Origin of the sequence: Chitinibacter sp. SCUT-21 (genome assembly GCA_041874755.1) — a bacterium.
GTDB lineage: Bacteria > Pseudomonadota > Gammaproteobacteria > Burkholderiales > Chitinibacteraceae > Chitinibacter.
In genome coordinates, this window is sequence record CP102611.1 from 764,684 (window position 1) to 790,329 (window position 25,646).

Here is a 25,646-nt window from a genome sequence, read left to right on the forward strand (position 1 = left end):
GTGCTTTTTCGTTTTCGAACATTACAACATTCACGACTCGCTCGCCGTAGGCGAGGCGATATACAACTCGGTGCCGGTCTCCTCGAGCACAGGCAGCAACTCGGCGGGAACATCTTGATCAGTAAATAGCGCCGTGATCTGGCGCAAATGCCCCATTTGCACCAAGGATGGGCGGCCAAATTTGGTGTGATCGACGACTAGAAACACATTACGCGCCTGCGCAATAATCGCCTCGGATGTGCGCGTTTCGCGCATTTCAAAATCGCGCAGCGTGCCATCCATCTCGATACACGCCACACCGAGCACCGCGTAATCGACGCGAAACTGGCGGATAAACTCGATCGTCGCTTCGCCGCAAATGCCATTGTCTTTCGCACGCATCACGCCACCGGCCAAAATCACTTCGCTATCGGCGTAATGGCACATTGTCATCGCGATATGCGGATTATTGGTAATCACGCGCAATCCCACATGATGCTGCAGCGCGCGCGCGACTGCTTCGCTGGTCGTACCCAGATTCATAAAAACAGAGGCATGGTTCGGAATATGCTCGGCGACTAGCTTAGCAATGCGCTCTTTAGCGTCGATATTGAGCACCTTGCGCGCGGAGTATTCGACGTTTTCAACGCTAGAATGCGCGCTCGCACCGCCATGCACCCGATGCAATTTACGCTCGTCCGCCAGCTGATTGATATCGCGGCGGATGGTTTGCGGCGTTACGCCAAAATGATGCGCCAATTCATCGACGCTAACATGCCCAGCGCGCTGCACCCATTCAAGCAGTTCTTGTTGTCGCGGATTGAAGATCATGCGGGGTTTGTCCAATTAGAAATTAGCTGGCAACTGGTATTTGTAGGCCGGATGAGCGCCATATTAATGCGCGTTATCCGGCGCGGCATAGTCGGGCAAAGCCACGGCTCACCCGACGTGCTTCGGCACCATGAATAGTTGGTAAGGATCGCGATGCTGTCGCGTTTCATACAGTTCGACTGAATGCGTAAGCCATGCAATATAAAATCAATCAAAAATAACTGTCCAACTCTAACTGACTTACCTGCCCCTTGCTTTCAAAGGCAAGGATAACAGCAATTGGAATTGATACCTGACGTATTCCGTTTGGAGTGGCTGGGTCAGGCTTAATAACGAAGCCACTTTGTGCGCCTTGCTCCCACACAACAACGTAACAAGGGTCGCCGTGCGTTTCATAGTTGATGCGTACTTTCCTAGCAAACAACCCCGTAGCCCCATCTTTTCCATTAATAGCAGATTCGATTGACTGATGATTGCTGACCTTGCGCCATATCGATTTTGTGTGTACTGCTCGATAGTTAATATTTCCCATAGTAAATACTCCCTCGTGTGAATTGGCCTAACGTTTGAATTCAGCGACAGCCGAAAGCAGTCCATTACAAATAAGGTGGCTACTTATATATTTGCTTTACACAATCAGGCGAAGTGCTCTTCCAGTATTGGCCAACAGCAGCCGCAGTTAAAATCTAACAGCGACGCCCCAAGCACCATGATAAGGGTATCAACTTAAAAACCTTTAACATAAAGACCTAAAAACAAATACCCACCCTATGTATTTATTGTTCCAGCAATGCTTTTTTTAACTCATCCGGAATATTCGACAGCACCAGCGTGTCGCTGTATTTATCGTAAATCACCGCGCCGCTGCGTAGGCTGGCGCGATCGAATTCGAGTTTCCATTGTGGGCCGTTGGCCTTAAAGCGCATCAGCGGCTTGATGGCACGCCGATCCGGTACAAAGCCGTCGTTAATACCCAGCTCGTCGCTTTGCAAAGCGGTTTGCAATTGTGCGGGCGAGCTTGGGAAAACTTGCTCGGCCACGGTGGCCAGATCCACTTCGCCTTGCCCGTCGCCCAAGGCATCGAGATAACTGTGCGCGCGCTGGAATAGCTCGTCGCGCTCGTTGCCGGCAATTGCTTGCTCGTTGGCAAACGCTTCCAAACCTTTGACCAGCTTTTGTGTTTCTTTCAGCGGGGTTTTGACGTCGTTGCAGCCCAAAAACGCTTTGAAATAACCCGCCACATCGCCACGGCCGCGCAAGAAGCTAACATAACGCTCGCCACCGCTTTGCCAGCTACCCAAATCAATCCGGCCCGCGACGCGCAGATGGTCCATATCCAGATGGATGCTATCGACCACGCCCATTTCGTCGGTGATGGCGGTGCCGATGACTTCGCTGATGATCGCGATAAAAATAAACTGCATCGCCGCATTGCTAACTTGCGCGATCAATACATAGCCGCCGCTGGCCAGCGGCTCGGCTTCGGCGCGCGTTTGCAGCTCGGCCATCATTTGCTGGCTTAAAGTGAGAAAATCGATGCTTTGTTCTTGGGCGAAGCTGGCGATTAGCTTGGGCATGGCAAAGCTCTCGTCGTCCAGATCGAATTTGCCAAAGCCTTTGCCATTGCGCGTGCCATACAATTCGCACAAATGATCGACCAAACGCTGCGACGCGCTATTAACCGCCAACGGCGCAGTGCCGAGCGCGACGCGCGCGGGGCCGTTGGGCTCTTTGTGCAATTGGTGGATGATCAGGTGTTCAACGGTATTGAGCGACATGGCGGACAACTTTATGCGATAAATTGGCCGCCATTTTCCCACCCTTGCCCCAATCTAGCCAGCTTCATGGCCAAAGTCATGCGCCAAACGTCTAACCGCGCGGCCATCTCGCCTTGGTAGCGCTTGCGGCTGTAGCGACGAGCAGACGGTTGTTTAATACGCGGCGACGGTTTTTTCGTCGTCCTCGATACTTTGCTTTAACACGCGATAGCAATCTTCAATATGAGCATTGCCGAGTATACGCATGGCGCCATAGCTGATCCCTGCAGCCAGAGCAATACCTAGCAAGGGTATAAATTTGGCAGCTTGCTTGGAAACCATACGCACACCGACGCGTTTGAGCGCCAAGATAATCAGCTCCTTGCTGGCGTAGCGCCCTATCATTGAACTGCCGACCGAGCTAATAATCACGAAGAGTTTTTGCCGTGTGTTATCGTCCAGGTTTTGCATATCGTGCTCACTGAGACCAAATTTTTGATTAATCTGCTCGATCATCCGCGTCATAATCGCCACATCGGCGCCAGCATCAAGCGCGGGAATCGGCACAGCAGCCACCGCACCAGAAATCATTGCGCGTTGATTGACCAACTGGCGGCACTCTTGCCGGATGGACTCTAATTCAGTCAACGTCATTTTTGGCATGCTATATCCTTGAGAGTATGAATTATCTTGCGCATCTGCATTTAGCGCCCGACGACGTCGAGGCGCGAATTGGTAACTTGCTTGGCGATTTTCTCAAGCCAGCGCACGCTCAGCATTTACCCGCCACAATGCAAAGTGCGATGCAATTACACCGCTGGATCGATCAATTTACCGATAGCCACCCGATTGTTGCCGAATGCAAAACTTGGATCGCGAGCGAGCGCCAACGCTATGCGGGCATTTTAATCGATATTTATTTTGACCATTTCCTTGCCCGCCACTGGGCGCAATTTGATCAACGCGCCTTGCGTGACTTTAGCCAGCAGGTATATGCCGAGCTGATTGAGTATGACTCGATTTTGCCAAAAAAATTGCATGAAATATTACCCAGCATGGTGAAATTTGATTGGCTCACGGGATATCAAGATCTGGAGCGCATCGAGCAAGTATTAGCAGGTTTTGCCCGTCACCGCATTCGTCGGCAAAGCCATTTTGCGGCCGGCATTGACGACTTGCAGCGCTATTACTCACACTTTGAGAAGGCTTTTTTGGCGTTTTACCCCGATTTGATCGCGCAAACCCAACTGCAAGCACAATATCAAATGGCAATTAATCGCCAAACAATCCAAAAGTAGCGCAATTGCGCCCCATTTCTTTCGACTGGTAAAGCGCATGATCAGCGCAGCGGATTAAAGTTTGCGCCTGGGTGAGTAAAGACGGCACGGTGGCGCTTAAGCCAATACTGACCGTTACGATAGGCACGCCATCGGGGCGCGCGGGATGCGGCAAAGCCAATTGCGCAAACTGCTCGCACAGCCATTGCCCAAACTTCAGGGCTTCATCACCCGTAGTGGTTGGCAAGATAATGGCAAACTCCTCACCGCCATAACGAGTCACAATTTCACCAGGCCGTCGAGAACTCTTGCTCAGGCATTTTGCTACGGCTTTGAGGCAATCATCACCTGCTTGATGGCCAAGGCTGTCGTTGTACAGTTTGAAAAAATCCACATCAATCATCGCTAGCGCCAAGGAAGCTTGCGCTCGCAAATGGCGGCGCCATTCTTGCTCAATCATTTCATCGAAATGGCGGCGATTAAATACACCAGTGAGACCATCGTGATTGACCAAATTACGCAAAAAATGGTTTTGCATATTGAGCATTAGGTGAGCGCTCACCCGCGCTTTGACGATTTCATACTTAAATGGCTTAGTAATAAAATCAACGGCACCTTCTTTCAACGCGCGAATTTCGTGCTCTTCGCTAGTGTGTGAGGTGACAAACATAATTGCGCTATCAAAACTGGGCTTTTGCTTTAAAACCCGGCACACTTCGTAGCCATTCATGCCAGGCATTTCAACATCGAGCAAAATCACATTCGGGTGCAATGCTTGCGCCATCATCACCCCTTCCTCGCCATGATCAGCGCAATGAATTTCAGCGATGTCTTTAAGCATGGCGCTTAAGATTTGCTGATTCATTTTACTGTCATCAACAATCAGAATAACGCCTTTGCCCTGCCCTGGCAGCTCCAGCATTCTGGCTCCTTTAGCTTGCGCCCAGATCAGGATCGGGTAGCTGCAAGCGAATCGCCTTAAATTCGCTGTAGCCTTCTAGGACAATATCGACCAACTGCGGGTCAAAATGCTTACCCCGCTCTGCTTTAAGGAGGGCGATAATTTGCTCATCTGGCCATGCCTCTTTATACGAACGTCTCGACCCCAACGCATCAAGCACATCAACCACGGCCATAATGCGCGCTTCCAATGGAATGGCTAGCCCAGCTAACTGGCGCGGATAGCCGCTACCATCCCATTTTTCATGATGATCGTGCGCGATGATGGCGCCCATTTTGGCGATGACACGTTTGGTTTTTTTAAGTAGCTGATACCCTAGTTCGGCATGGGTTTGCATGATCGCCCACTCCTGCGCATCGAGCTTGCCGTGTTTGTGCAAAATATGCTCAGGAATACCTATTTTGCCAATATCGTGTAATGGCGACGCGTAGCGTATCGTTTCGCAAAAATCACTCGATTGACCCAGCTTTTTGGCTAGCAATTCACACATCAGCGCCACGCGCCGAACATGCATACCGGTTTCTTTAGAGCGCTGCTCGATCGCATCGCCAATAACCAGCAACAATTCTTTTTGTGTTTCTTGAATACTTTCTTTGGTATAGAGCGATTCAAAAATCAGTGCGACATTACTGGCAAACATTTGCAGCAATTTAGCCTGCAAGGCATCGAGTGGTTTGGCCAAGCTGGCATACAGTACATTCGCGGCGCCATCGCCCACATCAAACCGTGCTAAAAATGCAAAATCGCTGAGCTGATTTTCTCCGCCAGCAATAACAAAATTAACTAATTCACGCACATGGTCGGGCAAAATCGGTGAACTTAGCTCTTCATCAATCTGGATATTCTCCCCTGTGGCGGCAAGAACATTATTGACCTTGTCGCCGTATAAATCCGTTGATTGAGAAACTAAATAAACTTCACTACTTTGGATATTTAATAAATCGAGCAGTTGCTGCAATACCGCCGAACCAAACTGATGCAATGTGCGGCTGCGCAACACAGCTTGGGACGAGGCGATAACTTTTTCCATACCCTGCTGCGTATTTGAGATGGTCATAATGTCGCGGTAAGCGCGAATGGCCGAATAAATACACGTTTTTAGTTTGATATTGGTAAGCTCGGTTTTGGCTTTGTAATCATTAATATCGTATTCCTGAATCACAAACTCTTCAGGATGCTGATTAGGCTGTCCTGTGCGCAAGATGATGCGCACGGCGTGATTTTTAAGTGATGAGCGAATTTTTTCGACCAACAGCAAGCCCGCTTCGGGCGACTCCATCACCACATCGATAAATGCGACAGCGGTGTCTGGATGCTCCTGCAGCAATTGATAGCCTGTTGCACCACTATCGGCGTAGAGCAATTGCAGTGGCCTATCATCGACTTTCAGCCGAGACAATGACAATCGCGTGACTTCAAAAATATCACGCTCATCGTCAATCACAGCCACTTTCCAAGGAATTTGTAAAACGTCACCTGTTTCAGACGCTTCTTCAAGCAAAAAATCCATGCCAGCTACTTTTTATTCGAATTGAACAATTCAAGATAGCTTGCCTTACAGAAAAAGCGACTAAAAAACGCCAAAGCCCAAGTAAAACTTGGGCTTTGATGTGGATGAATCGCAATTTAGTTTAATTTCTTTTCATCGGTACAAAACGAATTTCTGCTTTTACTTGCTCGGCGCCAACCGGCATAAAACCGTAACGCATATAAGCCCCAACGCTATTCACGCTGGCATTAACGCTCTGCAATTTTTGTTTGCTATCGGCTGCCTTCACCAAAGCCCGACCAACGCCGCGACTTTGAAATTCGGGCAACACAAACAGCAAAGCAATATGCGCATCCGCCCGCGTTTGCAGTACGCCAATCACCGTATTTTGGATAAGCGCCACCCAACAGCAGCCGCCTGCTGCATCGCGCGCACGAATTTCACTCGCTTGGGCAAATTGCTTAAACTGCTCGATACCCGCTGCGCTTTGATATTGCGCCGCTAAATGGCGAAATGACGACCAAACTACTTCAGCTGCAGCATCGTATTCAGCAAATTCAATTTCACGAATTTCTAAGGCCATGACTTAACCCGCAGTGCCGCCAACGGTGAGGCCACCATCGATGCGCAAAGTCGGTTGCCCTACGCCCACCGGCACGCTTTGCCCATCTTTCCCGCAAGTACCCACGCCTGGATCGAGCGCCATATCGTTGCCGATCATCGACACGCGGGTCAGCACGTCGGGGCCATTACCAATCAGCGTTGCGCCTTTCACTGGATACAGCATCTTGCCGTTTTCAACGTACCAAGCTTCCGCCGCCGAGAATACAAACTTGCCGCTGGTGATATCAACTTGGCCGCCGCCAAAATTGACCGCATACAGGCCGCGATCGATCGACGCGATAATTTCCGCCGGGTCTACGTCGCCATTTTCCATAATGGTGTTGGTCATACGCGGCATCGTGATGTGCGCGTAACTTTCACGGCGACCGTTACCCGTGGTTGGCATACCCATCAGGCGGGCATTCAGGCTGTCTTGTAGATAGCCTTTCAAAATACCGTCTTCGATCAACACCGTGCGCTGCGTTGGGTTGCCTTCGTCGTCGATATTCAGTGAGCCACGGCGATCCGCGATCGTGCCGTCATCGACCACCGTAACGCCTTTCGCAGCGACTCGTTGGCCGATCTTGCCCGAAAATGCCGAGCTGCCTTTGCGGTTAAAGTCGCCTTCCAAACCATGCCCAATCGCTTCGTGTAACAAAATACCGGGCCAGCCACTACCAAGCACGACGGTCATTTCACCGGCCGGCGCTGGACGCGCATCGAGATTGAGCACCGCTTGATCGACCGCGCGTTTGGCGTAATCGAGCAATACCGTATCGGTGAAATACGCGTAATCAAAACGACCGCCACCACCCGCGCTGCCCTGCTCGCGCTGACCGTTTTGCTCGATAATCACATTAATCGATAGGCGACACAGCGGGCGCACATCGGCCGCACGATGTCCGTCGTGACGCGCGATATAAATGACTTCGTATTCGCTAGCCAGACTCGCCATCACTTGCACCACGCGTGGGTCTAGGCTGCGCGCGATTTGCTCGATTTTTTCCAGCAAAGCCACTTTCGCCGCTTCGTCCAAGCTCGCCAATGGATCAACCGGGGTATAGAGCTGCAAGCCCTTTTGCTGCTTAGTTAGTGGTGCAATACCCGCCCCACCTTGCCGACCAATTGCACGCGTCGCTTGCGCAGCTTGGCTCAGTGCGGCAAGGCTAATATCATCGGAATACGCAAAAGCGGTTTTTTCGCCGCTGATCGCGCGTACACCAACGCCTTGGTCGATATTAAAACTGCCCGATTTTACGATGCCTTCATCCAAGCTCCACGCCTCGGAGCGGCTGTATTGGAAATACAAATCAGCGTAATCAATCTCATGCGTCAGCATCTGGCCAAACACTTGATTGAGCGCCTGATCATCCAGCGAAAATGGCGTCAGCAATTGCTGCTCGGCAATGGCAAAATAATCGACCGAAGAATTCATTCTGTTTCCTGTTTAAACGGCCTAGCGCCCATTGGCGCGAAACCCAACTTGAATGGCACTATTAAAGCACACGATGGCGTAAAGCTGGCAATATCGTGCGCACACGTTCTAACTGGCTGGCTTTGAGTTCAGCCAGCACCAGCCCTTCGCCCTCGGGTAACACATCTAATATCGTACCCCAAGGATCAATCAACATACTGTGGCCAAAAGTTTTGCGCCCGCTGCTATGCGTCCCGCCTTGGCCGCTCGCGACAACAAAACACTGATTTTCAATCGCGCGCGCGCGCAACAATACTTCCCAATGCGCGCGACCAGTCGTCGCGGTAAACGCTGCGGGCAAAGTCCAAATATCGACGTGGCCAACGTGTTCTAAAGCACGGAAAAATTCGGGAAAGCGCAAATCGTAGCAAACCGCCAAACCAACGCGGCCAAACGGCGTGTCAAATGCCACCGGCAAGTGCCCAGGCGCAATGGTGTCGGATTCTTGGAAGCACTCGGCGCCATTGGCAAAACCAAATAAATGCACCTTGTCGTAGCGCGCCACACATTCGCCTGCCGGATTAAACGCCAAGCAAGTATTCATAACTTTATCGGGCTGATCAGATTTCAACGGGATCGTGCCACCAACCAAATACACCTGATGCTGACGGGCTTGGCTCGCCAGAAAATGCTGCAAAGGCGCTGGCGACTCGGTCAGTGTTCCGTCATTAAACGGCTCTTGCTGCGCCAGTTTATCGCGATCGCTGTTCCCCATAATGGCGAAATACTCGGGCAAGACGATCAGTTGTGCACCGGCTTGCGCAGCCTGCGCGATCAATTGCTCAGCGCGAGCAAGGTTGATTGCCACATCGCTGCTCGACACCATTTGAATTGCACAGACCTGTACAGTCTTCATATACCCACCACTCGTATCATGTCAGAATCAAACAGTAAATTAATCATTAAAAACATACCCCCTTATTTAATTTTAGGGGACTCAGGCTTAACGCCCACTTTTTTAATTTGCGGATCACTCATGCTGCCGTCAATCTGAAATTCATATGCCAATAACTCACCCAAGGGATTGTCCATCACTGATTGCACCGCTAATGTGGCCAAACCTGCAATCGGATTCAGCACCCCGACACCAAGCGCAACTGCGCCGCCAATACTGGGGACTATCCGTACCCGCAAGTTTTGAGTTCCGGCGACAAAATTGGCGTCACCACTAAAACGCACTTTGGCCGCCGGCCCATTGATCTTCAAATCACTGGTTCGTGCTACACCCTGTTCGATGAGCGCTGTGCCACTGATTTCATCAAATTCAAAACCCGAGCTAAATACGTCACTAAAATCGAGTTTTAAGCGACGAGGCAAGGCTTGCAAACTCAAAATCGATAAAAAGCGCCCAACACCAGGTTCGAGCTGAATAAATTGCCCGGCACCGATATTTAAATTTAACTTACCGCTAACGGTGTCCCATGCGGGTCGCCAAGGTGCCCCTTGCCATTGACCATCACCATGCAAGATAAGCGGCGCAGCCTTCATAGCTTCTGGGTAACCGATACGTAATAGCAATTTACCCATATTGGGAGAATCAATTTTCACCTTGGCCTGTGTACGTTCCCAGCTATTTTGCTTTAACCATTGACCAGCCAAACTGATCTGACCATCCGCGTTACGCAAGCTCAGCTCGTCAAACTCAATGCTGCGTTCTTGTGGTCGACTTTTTAAGGTTAATTTGCCCAATTCAACATTTTTAAAGCGAAAATCATCCGCAACCATATGGATCGCAGGCCAACTGAGCCACTCATCTAATGCCGATTTCGTTGTTGATTCCACTACCGGTGGCAATTTTAATATTTTGGCACCTCGATCACTGGCGGCGTGAGTCGGTGCATTTTTCAGCGGCAGCCATAGTTTGCTCAAATGAGCAGATACGCGGTTTTGACTACTGAGCCATTGCACGTCACCCGCGATTTGCCGGCTAAGTAAATTCGCTTGCAAGCCTTGGCTGTTCATTTGCCCTGATAAACGCACATCATTGAGTAACTGCCCACCTAGGCTCAATTGCTCAAAACCTAATTGATCAATGATGATTGTTGGACTACTCATCGCAGCTGTTTTGCGCTCAACCGTGCTTGGCATACTTTGTCCCGGCAATACAGGAAGCCAATCGTTGACATTAAGCGCAGGCCAGGCTCCACCAATTTGTAGGCCTTTGACTGGCAAGGTGATGACCTCGGCCAAATTAGTCCCCTCTTGGACTAACAGCACTTTGCCGCGCATCGAACTGGCGTCGTCACCAAGCAAAAAGGCCGCCTGCAGGTCTTTAGCATAGGTAAAGTCAACTCTGGTCAGACCTTTATCATCACTGACTTTCAATTTAAAAGGGCGTATTTGTGCCGCGGATTTGGCTAAAGGCGCAGGTAAATACACCAAGCCGCCGATAAGATCCGATGCTAAATTAAGCGCAAATTTGTCAGAATCTACTTTGAGATTCGCGGCAAACGGCACTTTCCCTTGTAACCAAGGGCTAAGTGGTGGCAAATAATATTGTAATGCTTGCGCTAAATCGCCCTGCCCTTTCAACGCCAAATTCAGCGCACCTTGCGCGTCAGTGTCGCCCTGTAGCTGCACGCTACCACCCAATGCATTGGCCGTTGAGGGCAAAACTTTCATACTTGCTTCGGTAAATCGAACAGCTCCTTTGGCTTGCGATAAAGGCGGAATTGATGCGCCAAAATTGAGCTGATTGGCATTAAATCGATATAAGCCATCGATTTTAGTTTTTTCAAAATCCTCGATTGGAATATCGAGTTTTAAATCGAGCTCACCCAAACCTTGCGCAGTTAACTCGTCCAAGAATCCCTGCGTTGCTAAGCGGACGGGGCTGTTTTGGACAAAATCTAAAAAATGCGCAGTTTGTCCTTTAACTTTGCCATCAACGAGAATATGTTGGTTGAACTCAAGATTTGGGATCGTGACTTTAACAGCTTCAAGTGCGGTACCCGTGATATCCCCGCGTTGTGCATCCACATTCAGTTGCATGCCGTCGATAGTCACTTGGCCATCCACCTTGGTGATCATAGGCCAATCATTACCGTAGTGAATCGTGACATTCTCAGCTTGCGTTTTGACAGTAAATTGGCCTGTTTTCGCCGCAGCCGTACCCAAGGTATATGGAAACTGTGCCACATCACCTCGCCAGCGCAACTGACCTTTTTTAGCTTGCCCCGCAAGCAGCGACGTTTTTAGCCACACCAGTACATCATCGCCCAGCACCCGCGGCAAATAGGCGTAGACCCGGTTCGCATTCAAGCGCTCAATATTGGCAGTCAGATCAACCTGACCCATCCCATGCCCTGGCCACCAATATTGGCCCTGCGCACTCAGTTCCAACTCAGGACTAATGGCTTTAAACCCTTTTAGGTTCAATTGCCAGCCCTTGCCTTCTTGCTGCCAATCAAACTCGCTATGGAGACGAGCAAAATTCATCGCTTCCAAAAAATGCGCGGGATACACCAGCTGGGCTTGCTCGCCAATTATTTTTAATCGCCCCCCTTTAGGCTCGAGCATTAAATCAATGTCAAAACCTTGGCCGGATGGCCATTGTCCGAGCTGATCCCAAGCCAAACTACGGCCTTCCACTTCAAGCGTGAGCGCGGAAAGATCTGGGGTTTTTGCCGCCTTATTCAATGGCCAATCACCTGGCCATTCAATGTTAAATTTAGTTAGATTTCCTGCTAATTTCGCATGGCGAAATTGGGCTAGCGATTCGGGTAAAAATGCACTGTAAGCATTGAGTCCCGCAAGTGACCAATTTCTTGCGGTCAGTGATTGCTTAGCTTTTGTTTGGAGATATTGCAGCTCACACTGCTGGCACAAGAGTGTGTCGGCGGTGCGAATCTGCTTAGCACGAAGCTCCAGGGTGCGTTGTTGCTCACTAAGCCGCCATAAAATACGGCCATCAAACAATGGAAGGTTTAGTTGAGCTTGCTCCGGTAATTGCAAACGCCAATCCGTGAGTTGCAAATCAGCATCAACACCGTCCAATATCCCTGCACTTAGCTCAAGCTTCAGCGCTAGCGCACCTCGCCCTGATTGAACCTTGAACTGAGGAAATAGGGGTGACAGCCAAGGTGCGGCATGGCTTAAATTGGCCTGAGGCAAGTTTAATTTCACCCACCCTGACCACGCACTCAACTGCTTGATGTCCTCCCCCTGCAAATTGGCGCTAATTTCAACGGGAGCACCAGCCAGTTGCGTGGGAGAGAACTGCAATACCGCCTGGTGTCGGGAAAACCAGTTTTCCACATTCAGCTGCACATTATTGGCACTGAGCGCCGGAAACTCACCGCGCTGATCGCTCAGGCGCAACACACCTTGGGCAATCGAGAGTTCGCCCTGCTCAAGCAACCAATTTAAAAATTGGCCATCGTGTGGTACAGCTTCGGCAGTCGATTGATTTGTTGCAAGAGTGATTCCAGCTACTTGCCATTGACCGTTTTTCAAGCGCAGCACGTCTAATTGCGGTGCCTGCAAATGCAGATGGCTAAAATTGAGCTCACCGAGCAATAACTGCCACCAAGACAGGGTGCCCTCCATGCGCTCGAACTGCAGCATGGCTTGCTGCTGCGAATTGATCAGCTGAAAACGCGTAATCGTTAATTGTGGGCGGATCCCACGCCAGCCCCCGCTCAAGCTAGCAATCTTGATAGGTGCACCAATAGTTTGCGTGAGCTGCTGTTCCAGCCAAGGCTTGTAATCATTCAAACGAGGAACAGCGTAAAATTGCCACGTCAAGCCGCAGATTGTCAGCAGTAGCAGCAAAGTTAATGCTAAACGCGCTAGCCATCTTAGATGCCAGTGTGTAATACGTGCAGTCAGTACTTTGAGCTGACGCAAAAAAGCCAAGGACATCTAAATTCCGAGTAAGACACCGTGCACGCAAACGCAAGAAGCTGTGCTACGGTAGGGGATATGAAATTGCTCCGCATTTTACCCTGATTTTCAGGACAAAACAGCACCCTATATCGCGTAACAACCTTGCACAACAGAGTAAACGACATGACCGATGACCAGATTGCATCTCACCCTCAACTTGCTGCCGCCCAAGCTCACAGCCGTTACGTGCAACGTTTATTTCTCTGCAAGCCCACGCTAGCGCAAGCAACAGCCGATCAAATCGATCACGTTTTTACCCGTGAACAAATGCAAGCCCAACTACAAAGCCAGCCCTACCACAGCGATGAAGAATTATCGCTACAGCTGCGCCTATTGCGGCAAGCGGTCATGGCTCGATTAATTGCGCGAGAAATTAATGGCTTATCGGACCTCACCGAAGCGATGCACACGATTTCGGATTTAGCCGAGGTGGCGATTGAAACTGCCTTAGCGTGGGTCAGCCAAGCGGATGAACGTTTTGGCCAACCCATCGGCGAAGAAACCGGCACGGTGCAGCAATTGATTGTCGTTGGCATGGGCAAGCTTGGTGGGCGCGAGCTGAATGTCTCGTCTGATATTGATCTGATTTTTATTTACCCCGAAGACGGTGAAACCAATGGGCGGCGCAAAATCAGTAATCACGAGTATTTCGTCAATATTGGCAAGCGTTTGATCCGCCTAATTGGTGATACCGACGCCAATGGTTTTGTATTTCGCGTTGATATGCGCTTGCGCCCTTTTGGCGATTCTGGCCCCTTGGTCAGCAGCTTTGCCGCGCTGGAAAATTATTTACTGACCCAAGGCCGCGAATGGGAGCGCTACGCGTGGATCAAAGGCCGAGCCTTGACGGGCGACGAGCCCAGCGTGAAGGGCTTAATGGATTTGATCACGCCTTTTGTCTACCGCAAATACCTCGATTACGGCGCCTATCACTCGATGCGCGAGTTGCACAGCCAAATTCGCCGCGAAGTGGAACGCAAAGACCGGCTAGAAAATATCAAGCTTGGCCCAGGGGGTATACGTGAAATTGAATTTATTGGCCAAGTATTCCAGCTAATACGGGGGGGGCGTAATAAAACCCTCAGAACTCGTGCCACGCAGGAAATTTTAGCACTATTGGCTGATCAAGGTAATCTACCGGCAACCACCGTAGCTGAGCTGCAAGCGGCGTATATTTTCTTGCGCGATGTAGAGCACCGCATCATGTACCTTGATGATGCGCAAACGCAAATGCTGCCCAGTACCGCTGAGGATCAACAACGCTTAGCGCGTAGCATGGGCTTTGCCGATTGGCCTGAATTTAAGGCCGCGCTGGAGGCGCATCGCCAGATTGTCAGCAGCCATTTTGAAGCGGTCTTTCTGCAACCCGATCAAAATACCCTAGAGGGGAATGAACAAGAAGTTCAAATTGATACTTTCTCAGAAGGAAATACCCCCTATTACCAGCAATTGGGCTATCAAAATCCTGCCGATATCGAACGCCGCCTACTGGCGATGCAAGACAGCGGCAAATATCGCCAAATGCCTGATCGCTGCCGTCGTCGGCTCGATGCCATTTTGCCCAATCTGATCGCTACGGCGGCTCAATTTGATAAGCCCGATGCCACCTTAACGCGCTTGCTCGATTTACTCGACGCAATTAGCCGTCGTGAATCGTATCTGGCTTTACTGGCCGAACATCCACAAACACTAAAACGGCTCGCCAGTCTATACAGCGCCAGCCCTTGGGTATCGGAATACCTCACCCGCCACCCGATTTTGCTCGACGAATTACTCGATATTCGCCTGCTGCATCAAGAGCCAGAGTGGGAAAAACTTGGCCGCCTGTTACGTGCTGAAATTGCAGAATTAGCCGACGATGTTGAAGCACGAATGGATTGCCTGCGTCATTTTCAGCACACGCAAATTTTCCGCTTGGTATCACAAGATTTGGCAGGATTACTGCCGCTGGAAAAACTATCCGATCACTTATCTGATCTGGCCGATTTGATTTTAAATGTTGCACTAGAACAGGCTTGGAAAGATCTGCCGAACAAACATCGTGATCAACCATTATTTGCCATCATTGGTTACGGCAAACTTGGCGGTAAAGAGTTGGGCTTTGCCTCTGATTTGGACATTGTTTATCTGTATAACGATGCCGACGCCAATGCCGCCGACATTTACGCCCGCTTGGCCAAACGCATCGTCAATTGGCTAACCTCAACTACCAGTGCAGGCCAACTCTACGATATTGATTTGCGCCTGCGACCCAATGGCTCATCCGGCCTGTTGGTCTCAACGATTGAAGCCTTTGAGCAATACCAGCAACAATCCGCCTGGGTTTGGGAGCATCAAGCCATTACCCGTGCGCGATTTTGCGCTGGGGATGCGCAAGTTGGCGCAAGCTTTGAAACGATCCGCCATCACATTCTGTGTCAGCAGCGCAATATCCCCGATTTGCAGGCTGAAGTGCTCAATATGCGGAATAAAATGCTCGAAACGCACCCAGCCCTCCCTAGCGATGTGAAGCATTTACGGGGCGGCATTGTTGATATTGAATTTATTGTGCAGTTCTTAATTCTAGCGCACGCAGCACAAATCCCGGCACTGACCGCCAACAGTGGCAATATCGCCTTACTTGATACCGCGGCACAACATAATTTAATTGATCGCCAAGCTGCCGAACACGCCCGAACCGCGTATCGCGAACTACGGCGTTTACAGCACCGTCATCGCTTGACCGGCAAGGAGCTGAATATCGACATGATTGCCCCATTAGAGCCGCAATTAACTGCAGTACATAGCTTGTGGCAACAATTGTTTCCTGAGTAAGCAATACAAAACGGCGCTCTTAGCGCCGTTTTTTTTGGGCTAGTTTGGATCAAATTTCAACAAACTGGCCGAAATGGGCTGCCGATTTACCCGATGGCATATAACTAGCAAGCCAATCAATTTCTTGCTTTACGTGCTCCATCAACATCACCACATGCATCGGATTGGTGTTGTTGGCAAACCAAAATTCTTTGCGCCACACCGCGTGGGGTAAATCGAGCGGTTCGCCGCCCGGGGTTAACTCATCCAGTGATGGGGCGCGCTGTTGGTAATCATTCAACAGCAAAATATCGCTCAAAGGGCTAATTACTTTGGTCACTTCGATAATAAAAGCAGACATATCGGGCGACATTTGTTGCAAGTTCGCATAAGCTTGGCAATTGAGCTCAAGCAACTTAAATTCTGCTCGACAACAATCAGGGCAAAGGAAATGTTTTGCTGAATCGACTAGCTCAGCAAAATGCTCTTTTCTATGATCAACTTCGTACGCAGCGTAGGCATGCCCGCATTTATACGTAACTTGATTAACGATCAATTCCATCTAACAGCCCACAGTCTTAATAACAACTTAAGAATAACATAAGTTTTAATTGAACTAGCTACCACTAATCGACTAGAAAATGCTTTCCATCCTTTATCGTGATGACGAATTAATTGCCATCCATAAACCGAGTAATTTACTCGTCCATAAAACTGATTTGGACTTCTTTGAAACGCAATTTGCGCTACAAATGTTACGCGACCAAATCGGTCAGCACGTTTATCCTATCCATCGCTTGGACAAAGCCACGTCAGGCGCGCTGTTATTTGCGCTCAATCCTGACATGGCCAAGTTGATGGGCGAAGCCTTTGCCAATCGGCAAGTTGAGAAACATTATTTAGCCCTAGTGCGTGGCTGGCCTGCCCAGGCTGGTTTCATCGATCACCCTCTCTCGATTCGACAAGACGATGTTGAGGCACGCACGGTAATTGACCATAAAGCACCGCAAGCGGCGCAAACGCAGTTTCAAAGCTTGGCGCAGTTTTCATTAGATTGGGCCGTTGATAAATATCCCACCAGCCGCTATGCGCTGCTCGCACTGCAACCCATCACCGGGCGACGCCATCAAATTCGTCGCCATTTAAAACACTTGAGCCATCCGATTATCGGCGATAGCACCTATGGCAAAGGTCGCCACAATCGCGCTTTTGCCGAAGCATTTGAAGTCGATCGCCTATTGCTCGCATGCACCAGAATGGATTTTATCCACCCACGCAGTGCTCAAACCATTCATTTACATTGCCCATTGGCTGGCGATTTTGCCCATGTGGTGTTACAACTTGATGGACAAAATGCGTTGCAACAAGCGGGGCTAAGTTGGGACGCCCCAACGATTAACACTCCGCGCAATCGCTCGATCTGGGTGTAAAAAAAGCCCGCAGTAAGCGGGCTTTTTTGTCTAAACAGTTAAGCAATCCGCAGTTCGGTTTCGGGGTCAAACAACACCACTTTCTTCACATCGAGCAACAAGGGCAAAGAAGTACCAATCGCAGTGGCCGCGCGCGGGTGCACACGGGCGATCATTTCAACGCCGTTCACTTCGCTATACACCATCGTGTCGGGTCCTGTTGGCTCAGTGATTTTAACCAGGCATTGCAAAGCATGATCGCTATGCTCGACGTCCCACTGCTCAGGGCGCACACCCAAAATCACTTTTTGCCCCACACGCTGTTTCAATTCGGGCCTGTCATTGAGTGCAATAAATTGCGGCACGCCATTGCCTTGCAAGGTGACACCAATTTGTTCGCCCTGTTGCACCACATGGCAAGGGATGAAATTCATCGATGGCGAGCCAATAAAGCTGGCGACAAATAAATTGGCCGGGCGCTCGTAAATATCTTGCGGCGAGCCAAATTGCTGGATGAAGCCATCTTTCATCACCGCGATTTTGTCGCCCAAAGTCATCGCTTCGATTTGATCGTGCGTCACGTAAACAATCGTGGTTTTTAAGCGCTGGTGCAATTGTTTGATTTCAACGCGCATTTCCACGCGCAGCTTCGCGTCCAAGTTCGACAGCGGCTCGTCAAACAAAAACAGCTTCGGGTCACGCGCCAAAGCGCGCCCCATCGCCACCCGCTGGCGCTGACCACCCGATAGCGCCGAGGGTTTACGTTCGAGCAAATGGTCGATTTGCAACATCTTCGCCACGCGGGCAATGGTTGCGTCTTGCTCGGCCTTGGGCACGCCACGGGTTTCCATACCAAAGGCGATGTTTTGTCGCACATTCATCGTGGGGTATAAGGCGTAGCTTTGGAACACCATCGCGATATCACGATCTTTTGGCGCCACATTATTCACCACGCGATCGGCAATATGCACTTCGCCGGATGTCGCCTGCTCAAGCCCGGCGATGATATTCATCAGCGTCGATTTGCCACAACCTGATGGCCCGACCAAAATCAAAAACTCACCCGCGTCAATATCAATATCGATGCCTTTTAAGATGTGCGTGTCGCCAAAACTTTTGGTGACATTTTTAATGGCTAAAGCGCCCATATTTATTCTCCAGCGTGCATGTGCACTAAATCGATAACTCGACTTTTAAATACCATTTGATGTATATCTCACTAAATCAATACCAAATTAGTCCAGCGAGATATACCCCGTTAACCTTTAACCGCACCCGCTGTTAAACCACGGACGAAGTACTTACCAGCAAACACATACACCACAATGGTTGGCAAAGCGGCAATCAGCGCCGCAGCCATATCCACGTTGTATTCCTTCACGCTGGTTGATGTATTGGCCAAATTATTCAAACCCACGGTGATCGGTTGCGCATCGCCCGAGGCAAACACCACGCCAAATAAGAAATCATTCCAAATTTGGGTAAATTGCCAGATCAAGGTCACCATGATGATCGGGGTACTCATCGGCAAAATAATGCGCCAGAAAATGCGCCAGAAACCGGCCCCATCCAGTCGCGCAGCTTTGATCAACTCATCCGGAATACCGACGTAGTAATTACGGAAAAACAAGGTGGTTGACGCCGTGCCGCACACCACGTGCACAAACACCAGCCCCGCCGTCGTATTAGCCAAACCGACTGAACCCAAAGTCTGCGCCATTGGTAGCAACAACACTTGGAAGGGCATAAACACACCAAACAGAATCATCGCGAACACCACTTCAGAACCGCGAAAGCGCCATTTCGATAGCACATAGCCATTAATCGCGCCGAGCATCGTCGAGATTGCGACGGCGGGAATCACCATTTGCACCGAGTTCCAAAAGTAGGCCGACAAGCCATTGCAACTCACGCCAGTACACGCGCTGCTCCAAGCTTTGCTCCATGCATCAAAGGTGATCGCTGTCGGTAGCGACAATAAATTACCAAGACGAATTTCATCGACGCTTTTCACCGATGTCGTCACCATCACATACAAGGGCAACAGGTAATACGCGGCGGCAAACAGCAATGCACCATAGAGGGCAAAACGCCAAACACGATCAGAATTAGCCATTTTGCTCTTTCCTTAATTCTGAATATAAATACGGCACAACGATGGCCGCCACGGTTGCCAGCATCATCATCGCGCTGGCTGCACCTAGGCCAGTCTGGCCGCGGGTAAACGCCATTGAGTACATAAAGGTCGCGGGTAAATCTGATGAAAAGCCGGGGCCGCCACCAGTTAAAGCCATCACCAAGTCAAAGCTCTTGATCGCGATATGCGACAAAATCATTAAGGTCGAGAACACCACCGGACGCAGCGCTGGCAAGATGATCTTCCAGTAAATGCGCGGTAGGCTGGCGCCGTCGATTTGCGCCGCTTTAATGATCGAATCATCGACGCCGCGTAACCCCGCCAAAAATAGCGCCATCACAAAGCCCGACGATTGCCATAAACCGGCAATAACGACGGTGTAAATCGACATTTCAGAATTGACCAACCAGTCAAAGGTAAAGCTGGTAAAGCCCCAATCGTGCATCAGCTTTTCCAAACCCAAGCCGGGGTTGAGCATCCACTTCCAAGCCGTGCCCGTTACCACGAAAGACAAAGCCATCGGGTACAGATACAGCGTACGAATCGCGCCTTCTCCGCGCACTTTTTGATCGAGCAAAATGGCCAGTGTGATGCCGATGGCCATCGCGCCACCGATAAACAGCACGGCAAAAGCACCCAAATTACGCACCGCCACCCACCAGCGTTCGTTTTCAAACAAGGTGGCGTATTGCACCAAGCCCGCCCATTCATAATTGGGTAGCAAGCGAGAATTGGTAAATGACAGATAACCGTTCCACGCGATAAAGCCGTATAGAAATATCAGCGTTAATAAAAAGGATGGCGCCAAGACAAGGCGCGGCAGCCAGCGCTCGGCGAACCCGTAATGGGCGTGAGGCGTAGACATGGGAAACTCCTAGAAACTAAGGGCTTGCACGATTGATGCAGCAATAGGTGAAGATCGAGAAGACTGCCCGAAACCAGCAATCTGATTGAGAATGCGTGTGTCGAGAGATCAATTCATTTACACAAGCCACATTCAATACTGCTTCAGAATTTCTACCGCCGGGTTAGGCACGAATGCCCAACCCGGCTTAGTTCGCCTTATTTCATTTTCGCTGCTGCGGCCAATTTCATCGCAGCATCTTTAGCGCTCATTTTGTCGTTATTCCAGAACTGGGTAACGGCATCATAGACAGCGCCTTGCGTCGCTGATTTCATCGCCATGCCATGCGCCCACGAAGGCACTAGGCCGCCTTTGCTGGCGGTGGCTTTAAAATCAACCGCTGATTTTTTGCCGCATTCATCAAATTTATCCATCGCCAAATCGGTACGCGCAGGAATCGAGCCTTTATTCAGATTAAATACTTCTTGGAAGGCTGGGCTCATCAGTGTGCTGGCCAAATCATTCTGACCTTTCACCGCAGAAGCGTCTTTAAGTTTGAACATCGCAAAACTATCGATATTGAAGGTAAACGCATTCGCGGTGCCTGGTGCTGCCACACACAAGAAGTCTTTGCCTGGCACTTTACCTGCAGCCAAGAATTCGCCTTTAGCCCAGTCGCCCATAAACTGCATCGCCGCTTTGCCATTAATCACCATGCTGGTTGCCAGATTCCACTCGCGGCCTGCGGCATTTTTATCGGTAAATGGTTTGAGCTTTTTGTAGGTTTCCAGCACTTTGACCATCGTTGGACCAGACAGCGTTGCAGGGTCGAGCTGAACAAAGGCTTTTTTGTAGAAATCAACACCACCGACGCCCAGTGTCACTGATTCAAATACGGTACTGTCTTGCCAAGGTTGGCCGCCGTAGGCCAAAGGTTGAATACCTGCTTTTTGCAAGGCGGCAGCTGTGACGAAGAATTCATCCCAAGTAGTTGGTACTTTAGCGTTGGCTTTTTTCAACAACTCAGGGTTAATCCACAGCCAGTTTACGCGGTGCACATTCACCGGTGCCGCCACGTATTGACCTTTGTACTTCATCACGTTCGACACCACTGGTGGCAGTACTTTATCCCAGCCTTCTTTTTTTGCTACGCCATCAATCGAGCCGAGCACACCTTCATCACCCCATTCTTGAATCGATGGGCCTTTAATTTGCGCGGCAGCAGGCGGGTTGCCAGACACAACGCGAGTTTTCAGCGCGGTCATCGCGTTTTCGCCGCCGCCACCAGCAACGGCAAAGTCTTTCCATTTATTACCCTTGCCTTCCATCATTTTTTTCAATTCAGCTGCGGCTTTGGCTTCACCGCCTGAAGTCCAGTAATGCAAAACTTCAACTTCCGCCGCCTGAACAGAAAAGGCCAACATCAAGCTGCTTGCGATCAAACCCATTTTTACGTTGCGCATTCTCGAATCTCCAGTATTTTTGTCTGCCGAACGCGGCACGGTACCGCTCGGTTGTAGCTAGAATACGCAGCGTTCGCATTGTAAAAAATCAGGTAATCACCTGTCAGGCTGACGCCCTAGGGTAGTTTCCTTATATCGACTTTCAGCTTTTTGCTGCTTACGCCACAGCAATATGCTGCAAGCCCCTGCTTTCCCAAGAAAAAAGCCCATCGATTTTGGTCGAGAGGCTTTGTGGTATACACTTGAACTCCAATACTAATAAGACCCACCTAGCAATACCCTAACCCAGTAATTCATCCATGGGTATTTCTTTCAACATCGCAGCCAACTCCATCGCTGAGTGTACTTTCATCTTGATGAAAATCCTTGCGCGGTGCACTTCAACCGTTTTGGTACTGATATCAAGCCGGTCTGCGATTTGTTTGTTAAGTTTTCCCAACATAATTTCTTTGAGTACATCGCGCTCGCGCGGGGTGAGTTCGGCAACCAATTCGCTGACTTTCTGTTGATGTGCCGTGGCTCCGCGACGAGCAATGTCTTTATCAATACATTCCCGCACACGACCGAGCAATTCTTGCTGATCACACGGTTTTTGCATGAAATCCATTGCACCATCTTTGAGCGCATTCACCGCCATTGGAATATCTCCGTGACCGGTAAGAAAAATCACGGGTGGCAAGTAATTGCCCTGCTTCAACTCAGTGAATAATTCCAACCCACTCATGCCATCCATACGCACATCGACGATCAAACAAGCAAAGCGGCTAGCATCACCTTCCTCCAAAAAATCTTCTGCGGATGGGTAATTTAACGCCGCCCAGCCCTCTGTTTCGAGCAGCAGACTCAGCGAATCGCGAACCGCCTCATCATCGTCAATAATGGCCACCATTGGAATTGGGTTGGACTTCATTCACTGCACTCCCTTAATAAACAATGTCATCTGTATAGATTGTAGGCAAACGAAAGCACATTTGCGTGCCACCGCTCGGATTTGCTTCAGCCCATAAATGGCCTTTATGTTGCTCGATCACTGAGCGACAAATATTCAAGCCCATTCCCATGCCTTGCGCTTTGGTCGTGTAGAACGGTTGGAATAATTGATTCATATCGGCGACACCACTGCCATGATCTACGATGCGCACCTCAACCCCTTCATTGACCACTCGGCCGATGATGTGCAACGTGCGCTGCGCTTGCGGGGTATCGTTCATCGCTTCTAAGCCGTTTTTAATTAGATTAAGTAATACCTGCTCCAACATAACGGCATCACCCATTAAAACGGGACTGGGCTCGGGCAAGTCCACTACAATCTTGGCTTTCATTTGTTGGGCTAATGGCTCAAGCAGTGGTAGTACTACCTCCAGCAACTCATTGACGCAACAGGGCGATTGTTCACTCGTGCGTTTCACTACCAACTGCCGAATTCCGCGAATAATTTGCCCAGCCCGCCGGGCTTGTGCCGTCATTTTGACGAGCGTTTCTTGAACCTTACCTATCGGCGGTTCAGGCTTATACAACATCGTTTCGCATGCTGCGCTATAGCTAGCGATCGCGGCCAATGGTTGATTAAGCTCATGGGCCAAGCTGGACGCCAGCTCGCCCATATTCACTAAGCGCGCGGTGTGTTGCAGTCGTTCATTTCGTACGCGTGCTTCTTCTTGTGCCTGGCGCCGCTCGGTAATATCAACACACAATTCCAGCAATGCCGCACGGCCATCGAGCCAATTTACCGAACGCTGACCAAGTTGATACACCCTACCCGTAATTACATCCTGCTCTTCAAATTCATAGCTTCCGGGCTGATACCCACTTGATCTACGCCATGAAACCCAGCAATACCCACTATTATCAGTTTGCGGCACCACGCTATCAATCGGAAAGCATTTTTGGTGTTTGCGATTGCGGTACAGCACCTCACCGCTATGGACATCACTGACGCACACTGCGACATCGAGCCCTTCAAGCACCGTGCGCAGTTGCTGGCGGGATTGTTGTAAAGCCTGCCGATCACGTTTGAGCTCGGTAATATCATTGACCGATCCCATCCAGCCCCGATGCTCACCCTTACCATCAACCAGCTTGGATGAATACAAGCGCACGTCAAACCGCTCGCCATTTTTTCGCATATATCGAAGTTCGAAACCATTCGGTGGGTTTTCCCCCGCCAAAATGGCCCGATAGGCCCGATCACACTCTGCTAATGATTCGGGAGCCCAAAACGGCATGGGCGCTTTTTGGCCGATCAACTCATTAACACCCCAGCCCACCATGTTGGCGAAGGCCAAATTCACGTAAATGATCCGCCCTTCTTTATCCGTTGCGCGCAAACCGGTCAGCAATGAGTTTTCCATCGCCGTTCGAAACAAAATCTCATCTTGCAAGGCCTGCTCTGCTTTTTGCCGCTCTTGCATGCGAAGGCGCAGTAACTTTAAGGCCCAAAATAGTAGGGCCATCAACAGCACGACCAACACTAACCAACCCCAGTTTTCTAGTGTGGGAGACGGTTTAAGTGGTTTTGCCAATAGCCGCACCCCTGAACCCATATTGCCAAACGCGATTTCACGGACATCACTGCCCTCCAACTTGGCATGGAAACCACTGGGGGCCAGCACATGATTTTGCGAATCGACCAATTGCAATTGGTAGCGCTGCACCAACCACCACGGCACACGGTGTTGCAACATACGCTCCAGACTATAAGTAGCCATCAAGGCACCGTCGTAGCTGGCAAAGCGGAAAATCGGCACCAACTGCATCATCAGCGGCTCTTCCCGCACGATCACATTGGAATACAAGGGATAGCCTAGCGTGGATACGCCATCAATGGCTTCCAACAACTTTGGCTCATTCAGCGGGATCAACTCGGCAGGTCGATGCGTAAACTTGGGCATCCCACCTATATAAAAGCCGCTGGCATCAACCCACTCGAGCGCTAGAATTTCGGGGTTATTTTTAATCAGTAAATCGGCGCGGACGCGAAATTCTTCCAAATCAATTGAATCGGATGCCAGCGAATACGCCAAGCTCTCGATGGCGTTTTGATTACTTTGCAAGCGCACACGCAACTCTTGCTCTTGCCACAATAAATCTTGCGCATAGGCCGCTTCGCGCACCAATTGCGCCTTACGATCAGTTTTAACAATATAAAACAGCAAGGCGCCAATCAGCAGCAGCACAAGGCCGTAAGCCATCCACCACGGCCATTGTCGATGCCAGCGCCGTTTCAAGCGTGAAAAACTAGTCCAAAACCGATTCATTTGCGCAGGATACTGTTTCTGATTCTTCGATATCCATACCTTAATACCCGCAGTCTAAATACACAAAGTTACCGGTGAATTTGATCCAGATCGCCAAAATCTGACTCAAAACTGTCGCGATATATCTACAAAATTTTCACCCAGAGCATCAATCACTCGATTAGAAAGCTACTCTGCTCCCCAATGATGCCAATCACGCATCGAATCGCATTCTGGCAATTCCTGATTATGGCCATACCAAGAATAGCCAGCAAAATACCTGGCGGTGTATCAGCCCATGCAGCAAATATCGCGTTTGATTGCGACTGATACCCAGACTCTTCGCCTAAGCTATCCTCAGGTTTTTCTTTGCCCGCCAGAGAACTTTGATCTAAATCAATTAACTGATCGCGCTTTGCCCGATTCCTCGTATAATTGCGCCTGCTTAAAAATCCCCACCCTAAGTACAGCTGTTAGGCGTACTAGGTTTTGCCGATCAGGCGAGG

Annotated in this window: 20 protein-coding genes; 3 read left to right on the forward strand and 17 right to left on the reverse strand. The window is 50.0% G+C overall.

Annotated features, from left to right (window positions below; genetic code table 11):
• Nucleotides 1-30: 30 nt before the first annotated feature.
• The 4 genes from NT239_03520 to NT239_03535 all read right to left on the reverse strand — a co-directional run bounded on the left by NT239_03520 (nt 31) and on the right by NT239_03535 (nt 3,230).
• The gene (locus tag NT239_03520; protein ID XGA71926.1) at nt 31-810 is read right to left on the reverse strand and encodes a DeoR/GlpR family DNA-binding transcription regulator; all 780 of its coding nucleotides are present in this window, start codon (nt 808-810) and stop codon (nt 31-33) included.
• Nucleotides 811-1,021: 211 nt separating this feature from the next.
• The gene (locus NT239_03525) at nt 1,022-1,342 is read right to left on the reverse strand and encodes a hypothetical protein (protein XGA71927.1); all 321 of its coding nucleotides are present in this window, start codon (nt 1,340-1,342) and stop codon (nt 1,022-1,024) included.
• 244 nt (nt 1,343-1,586) lie between these two features.
• Nucleotides 1,587-2,588, reverse strand: coding sequence for a nucleoid-associated protein (locus tag NT239_03530; protein XGA71928.1), 1,002 nt, complete (start codon nt 2,586-2,588; stop codon nt 1,587-1,589).
• 153 nt (nt 2,589-2,741) lie between these two features.
• A complete protein-coding gene (locus NT239_03535; protein XGA71929.1) occupies nt 2,742-3,230 on the reverse strand; it encodes a hypothetical protein in 489 nt (162 codons plus the stop codon).
• A 17-nt stretch (nt 3,231-3,247) separates the two neighbouring features.
• Here NT239_03535 and NT239_03540 point away from each other — a divergent pair, with 17 nt between their 5' ends.
• On the forward strand, nt 3,248-3,865 hold the full coding sequence (locus tag NT239_03540) for an ACP phosphodiesterase (GenBank protein XGA71930.1): 618 nt from the start codon (nt 3,248-3,250) through the stop codon (nt 3,863-3,865).
• On the opposite strand, the gene NT239_03545 is transcribed toward NT239_03540, so the two are convergent.
• From NT239_03545 to NT239_03570, 6 genes are all read right to left on the reverse strand, one after another.
• Nucleotides 3,840-4,766 (reverse strand): diguanylate cyclase, encoded by a 927-nt coding sequence (locus tag NT239_03545; GenBank protein ID XGA71931.1) that lies wholly within the window; start codon nt 4,764-4,766, stop codon nt 3,840-3,842. The two genes, NT239_03540 and NT239_03545, sit on opposite strands and share 26 nt — an antisense overlap.
• A gap of 10 nt (nt 4,767-4,776) precedes the next feature.
• Nucleotides 4,777-6,315, reverse strand: coding sequence for a DUF3369 domain-containing protein (locus tag NT239_03550; protein ID XGA71932.1), 1,539 nt, complete (start codon nt 6,313-6,315; stop codon nt 4,777-4,779).
• A gap of 121 nt (nt 6,316-6,436) precedes the next feature.
• Complete coding sequence (locus tag NT239_03555) at nt 6,437-6,877, reverse strand: GNAT family N-acetyltransferase (GenBank protein XGA71933.1); 441 nt, start codon at nt 6,875-6,877, stop codon at nt 6,437-6,439.
• Nucleotides 6,878-6,880: 3 nt separating this feature from the next.
• On the reverse strand, nt 6,881-8,332 hold the full coding sequence (gene tldD, locus NT239_03560; protein ID XGA71934.1) for a metalloprotease TldD: 1,452 nt from the start codon (nt 8,330-8,332) through the stop codon (nt 6,881-6,883).
• Between the two features lie 61 nt (nt 8,333-8,393).
• Nucleotides 8,394-9,227: a carbon-nitrogen hydrolase family protein gene (locus NT239_03565; GenBank protein XGA71935.1), complete on the reverse strand. Its 834-nt coding sequence runs from the start codon at nt 9,225-9,227 to the stop codon at nt 8,394-8,396.
• Nucleotides 9,228-9,289: 62 nt separating this feature from the next.
• A complete protein-coding gene (locus NT239_03570; GenBank protein XGA71936.1) occupies nt 9,290-13,234 on the reverse strand; it encodes a TIGR02099 family protein in 3,945 nt (1,314 codons plus the stop codon).
• Between the two features lie 126 nt (nt 13,235-13,360).
• Here NT239_03570 and glnE point away from each other — a divergent pair, with 126 nt between their 5' ends.
• Nucleotides 13,361-16,072, forward strand: coding sequence for a bifunctional [glutamate--ammonia ligase]-adenylyl-L-tyrosine phosphorylase/[glutamate--ammonia-ligase] adenylyltransferase (gene glnE, locus NT239_03575; GenBank protein ID XGA71937.1), 2,712 nt, complete (start codon nt 13,361-13,363; stop codon nt 16,070-16,072).
• A gap of 49 nt (nt 16,073-16,121) precedes the next feature.
• On the opposite strand, the gene NT239_03580 is transcribed toward glnE, so the two are convergent.
• Nucleotides 16,122-16,613 (reverse strand): hypothetical protein, encoded by a 492-nt coding sequence (locus NT239_03580; GenBank protein ID XGA71938.1) that lies wholly within the window; start codon nt 16,611-16,613, stop codon nt 16,122-16,124.
• A 79-nt stretch (nt 16,614-16,692) separates the two neighbouring features.
• Here NT239_03580 and NT239_03585 point away from each other — a divergent pair, with 79 nt between their 5' ends.
• Entirely contained in the window at nt 16,693-17,481 is a 789-nt protein-coding gene (locus NT239_03585; protein XGA71939.1) for a pseudouridine synthase, read from the forward strand.
• Between the two features lie 38 nt (nt 17,482-17,519).
• Here NT239_03585 and ugpC read toward each other — a convergent pair whose 3' ends face one another.
• The 6 genes from ugpC to NT239_03615 form a co-directional block, all read right to left on the reverse strand.
• Nucleotides 17,520-18,608, reverse strand: coding sequence for a sn-glycerol-3-phosphate ABC transporter ATP-binding protein UgpC (gene ugpC, locus NT239_03590; GenBank protein XGA71940.1), 1,089 nt, complete (start codon nt 18,606-18,608; stop codon nt 17,520-17,522).
• Nucleotides 18,609-18,718: 110 nt separating this feature from the next.
• Nucleotides 18,719-19,576 (reverse strand): carbohydrate ABC transporter permease, encoded by an 858-nt coding sequence (locus NT239_03595; GenBank protein ID XGA71941.1) that lies wholly within the window; start codon nt 19,574-19,576, stop codon nt 18,719-18,721.
• Nucleotides 19,569-20,462 (reverse strand): sugar ABC transporter permease, encoded by an 894-nt coding sequence (locus tag NT239_03600; protein XGA71942.1) that lies wholly within the window; start codon nt 20,460-20,462, stop codon nt 19,569-19,571. The genes NT239_03595 and NT239_03600 overlap by 8 nt, the downstream gene beginning before the upstream one ends.
• A gap of 197 nt (nt 20,463-20,659) precedes the next feature.
• Nucleotides 20,660-21,904, reverse strand: a complete 1,245-nt coding sequence (locus NT239_03605; GenBank protein ID XGA71943.1) for an ABC transporter substrate-binding protein — start codon at nt 21,902-21,904, stop codon at nt 20,660-20,662.
• Nucleotides 21,905-22,184: 280 nt separating this feature from the next.
• Nucleotides 22,185-22,814 (reverse strand): response regulator, encoded by a 630-nt coding sequence (locus tag NT239_03610; GenBank protein ID XGA71944.1) that lies wholly within the window; start codon nt 22,812-22,814, stop codon nt 22,185-22,187.
• Nucleotides 22,815-22,827: 13 nt separating this feature from the next.
• Complete coding sequence (locus tag NT239_03615; protein XGA71945.1) at nt 22,828-25,161, reverse strand: PAS domain S-box protein; 2,334 nt, start codon at nt 25,159-25,161, stop codon at nt 22,828-22,830.
• Nucleotides 25,162-25,646 lie beyond the last annotated feature (485 nt).